This is a genomic window from Chamaesiphon sp. OTE_8_metabat_110 (genome assembly GCF_031382685.1).
Classification (GTDB): domain Bacteria; phylum Cyanobacteriota; class Cyanobacteriia; order Cyanobacteriales; family Chamaesiphonaceae; genus Chamaesiphon.
Genome location: NZ_JANMZA010000279.1, coordinates 1 through 3,233 on the forward strand (window position 1 = coordinate 1; position 3,233 = coordinate 3,233).

At 46.7% G+C, this 3,233-nt stretch carries 4 protein-coding genes; 1 reads left to right on the forward strand and 3 read right to left on the reverse strand.

Going from position 1 to position 3,233, the window contains the following annotated elements:
- Positions 1–103 precede the first annotated feature (103 nt).
- Both trmB and RMO52_RS09990 read right to left on the reverse strand, forming a co-directional pair.
- Positions 104–781 carry a tRNA (guanosine(46)-N7)-methyltransferase TrmB gene (trmB, locus tag RMO52_RS09985; RefSeq protein ID WP_310413529.1) on the reverse strand — a complete coding sequence of 226 codons (678 nt, stop codon included), beginning with the start codon at positions 779–781 and terminating at the stop codon, positions 104–106.
- A 264-nt stretch (positions 782–1,045) separates the two neighbouring features.
- The gene (locus RMO52_RS09990) at positions 1,046–1,432 is read right to left on the reverse strand and encodes an AbrB family transcriptional regulator (protein ID WP_309742113.1); all 387 of its coding nucleotides are present in this window, start codon (positions 1,430–1,432) and stop codon (positions 1,046–1,048) included.
- 428 nt (positions 1,433–1,860) lie between these two features.
- On the opposite strand from RMO52_RS09990, the gene RMO52_RS09995 reads away from it, so the two are divergent.
- On the forward strand, positions 1,861–2,328 hold the full coding sequence (locus RMO52_RS09995) for an RrF2 family transcriptional regulator (RefSeq protein ID WP_309742112.1): 468 nt from the start codon (positions 1,861–1,863) through the stop codon (positions 2,326–2,328).
- 123 nt (positions 2,329–2,451) lie between these two features.
- On the opposite strand, the gene RMO52_RS10000 is transcribed toward RMO52_RS09995, so the two are convergent.
- The gene (locus RMO52_RS10000) at positions 2,452–2,919 is read right to left on the reverse strand and encodes a DUF4079 domain-containing protein (RefSeq protein WP_310413532.1); all 468 of its coding nucleotides are present in this window, start codon (positions 2,917–2,919) and stop codon (positions 2,452–2,454) included.
- Between the last annotated feature and the right edge of the window lie 314 nt (positions 2,920–3,233).

Genomic DNA, 3,233 nt, shown 5'->3' on the forward strand with positions numbered 1-3,233 from the left:
GTTGGGGGTTGGGAGTTAGACGCTTGCGTCCAAGAGTTTATAAATGTCTATTACTTACTTCCAGATCTCTTCTCTTTACCTTCTAACCTCTTCTCCTACTTTCTTATCTCTTATCTCCCAACTCCCAACTCCCAACTCCCATCTCCCATCTCCCCCTAATCCACACCGCCCGATGCACTGGTAAACCGCGTTTGAGGGTGGACGTTTCTCTTTCGGTGGGAATGGCTAGGGGATTGGGTTCGAGCCAGTCAGATTGGGTGCGGTGGAAGGCGGGATTTTCGCTAAAGCGATCGCACATTTCCTGGGCGACCCATTCGAGATCTGACTGCAAAAATACTTCGCCGCCGCTGGGTAAAAAGCGGGCGATGTCGTTGACTAATGCGGGTTGGACGACGCGCCGTTTGACGTGCTTGGTTTTGAAGCAGGGGTCGGGATACTGAATGCTAATTCGCTGGAGTTTGCCCGGTGGTAGCGATGCTAGTAGCGTCGCTAACGATGTATTGATATTGCCAAAAACATAGTGCAGATTGCCTAGACTGGCGGCATCCCGAATTTGATTGGCTTGGACGACCAAAGCTTGGCGGATTTCGATGCCTAGATAGTTCCACGAGCGCTCGTGTTGCGCCAATTCTAGCAAAAACCGCCCGCCAGCACTGCCAATGTCCAGATGAATCGGTGCGGACAAATCGGCATAAATCGCCGACCAATCGGGCGGAATCAGTGGCTGTTGATAGATAATACTTAACGGATTAACGTGTTGCCTAACTTTGATTCGAGCCATGAAAATAGCACTAATGTGGACGATCGATCCTGAGAGTTATCCCTCTGAATAAATGAAGCCAGCAAATCTCAGATTGTCAAGTCACAATCTAAAATTTACTAGCAAGGTGGGGAAAATAGAGAAAGCAATAAAGGTAATAGCTCAGTCAGCCGAATCAGGAGCTGATTTTTGCAGAGGTGATTATCGTAATATCGATTTCTACATCCGCTACATCGATCGAGGAACTAGCTCGGAGCAAATTAAGTCTTTCGCCGCTGTCTCGATTTATTCGTCGTCGGTTTTATCGATTTGTTTGAGATGAATGTGCTTGCGTCCGAGGGAGATTTCAAACACGTCTCCTTCCTGTAAACCCATTTGCTTGGTATAAGCTGCACCGATCAATAAGTTATTATTAGATTGAACGGTGATTTTGTAGCTAGCGCTGCGACCGCCACGACCGCCACCAACAGCTTTACTATCTAACTGAATCCCCTCAGCATCAATGAGTGCGTTGAGAAATTTCATCATGTTGACACGCTCTACACCGTTCTTCGTTTCGGTAAAGTAGCCGCATTCGCGTGCTTTATCTTCTTTGCTCGCACTGCCAAGATCCTTAACTTTCTGAAGCAGTTCTTCGCCAACTAGCGGCTCAATATTTTTCTTATTACTCATCAACTTAGATTTCAAACTAGAGGGTCTAACGCTATCCGGCGTTGCGGTTTTGCTAAACTAGACCTGCAATTAGTTATTGGAGGTTGCTATTAGCACTTGTCACCATAGTACACTGACTAGAGCAAGTTTGTTAACTATCTCTATCTAAAATACCATCTTTTTTAGACCTTAACGAAACTTATCTTCAAATATCAGGTGAATGGTAAATAATGGCGATCGGGTGGTAATGACAATCTTTTTTCAAAAAGTATCGATCGCGAGATTCGATGGAGCCAGCGATCGTCGATCGAGAAATCGGCTAATAGTCGAACATTAATAGTTCTTAGTAATATGCTCGCATCCTGCATCTTACTGGCTTGCCAACAACACAAATGTTAAGATTGAGGCTCTAAATTGGCAGATTTCCAGATCGTCCGATCCCAATCCTTATGAAGCTGACTACTCGCGGACAGTATAGCGTTAAAGCGATGCTAGACCTCAGTTTACAACCAGGTTACGGCCCGTCTTCGGTCAGTGCGATCGCGACCCGTCAGCATTTACCCATCCCCTATCTCGAAAAATTACTGATCGAATTGCGACGAGCTGGGCTAGTCAAATCCCTGCGGGGCGCTCATGGTGGTTATAAACTGGCAAAAAAACCCACCCAAATTTCTTTGAGTGATATTTTAGTCGCCGTTGGCGAATCAATAGTCGTCGATAAACCCGATCTCGATAAGTCCGGCTCTCTACAACGAACCGATACCAATCTAGCCGCAGATTGGGTCACTTTAATGGTCTGGAGTCGGCTCAATGAGAAACTCCAAGCTGCTCTAGCGAGTATTTCCCTCGCAGACCTCTATTACGATGCCCGCAGTTGGCAAGCCGCGCAGGGGGAGGTGAGTAGTTATATTATTTGAGTTAGTGGATAGTGAATAGTGGATAGTGGATAGATTATGGGGAGTGAGAAGTTGGGACGCTTGCGTCCTAACGCCAAAAAGCCTGCTTTCTATTCACTATCCACTATCCACTATTCACTAAACCTACATTTTACTAATAATCCGCGTCAGGATTTCGACACCGGAAAAAGCTTGCCAGCCGAATAGACCGACGATGACGAGATTGATGCCGATATGACTGTATCTAGCCCAGTCCATGCCTTTTTGCATGAAGGGGGACAGGGATGCCGAGACGGCAATTAAACCCGTCATGCCTAAGCCAGCGATCAAGTGAGGGCCAAAAAATAATTTACCATTATTGATGTATGTAGCTGCCATCCCGCCGATCGAGCCTAGCACCATCACTGCCAAGACGATCGAGCCGATTTGGTAGTGACGGACGTTGTATTTACCCTGAATGAGTTTTTTCTTATCCTCACCAGTTGCCGACCGAGTTTTACGAATTTGGAAGCCCAGATACATCGCGTAGAGAGAGGTTGCCAATAAGATCCACATTAGTGGTGGATGGACAAAATTGAGATAGGGTTTGATATTAGCGGGAATAAAGTCCATAGGATCGGCAAAATTGACAGAAAAGTTTTCAGAATATCTATAAAAGTTAGCATAGAATTTGTTGGTGATGGCAAGCGCGTTTTACTAGTGCAGGGCAATGTGTCAGATCCTCAGAGAATGTTTGAAAAGATTTTATGTCTTCGCTCGTAGATCTGAATCCCCCTGCTTGGTGCGCTGTCTTGTCTCGCATAATCCGGGAGCGGCGCATCGAACGCGTGGCGGGTCCCCCGCCACGCTGGGAGGTTCCCTCCCGTTTGTGTGCTGAACTCGACGCGCGCTTTGGAGGTTCCCTCCAAGTTAAGCGCGTCAAGACA

Bases quoted from the DNA above. Each gene is read 5' to 3' on its own strand.
- RMO52_RS10000 (WP_310413532.1), bottom strand. From the start codon at position 2,919: ATGGACTTTATTCCCGCTAATATCAAACCCTATCTCAATTTTGTCCAT.
- RMO52_RS09995 (WP_309742112.1), top strand. From the start codon at position 1,861: ATGAAGCTGACTACTCGCGGACAGTATAGCGTTAAAGCGATGCTAGAC.
- trmB (WP_310413529.1), bottom strand. From the start codon at position 781: ATGGCTCGAATCAAAGTTAGGCAACACGTTAATCCGTTAAGTATTATC.
- RMO52_RS09990 (WP_309742113.1), bottom strand. From the start codon at position 1,432: ATGAGTAATAAGAAAAATATTGAGCCGCTAGTTGGCGAAGAACTGCTT.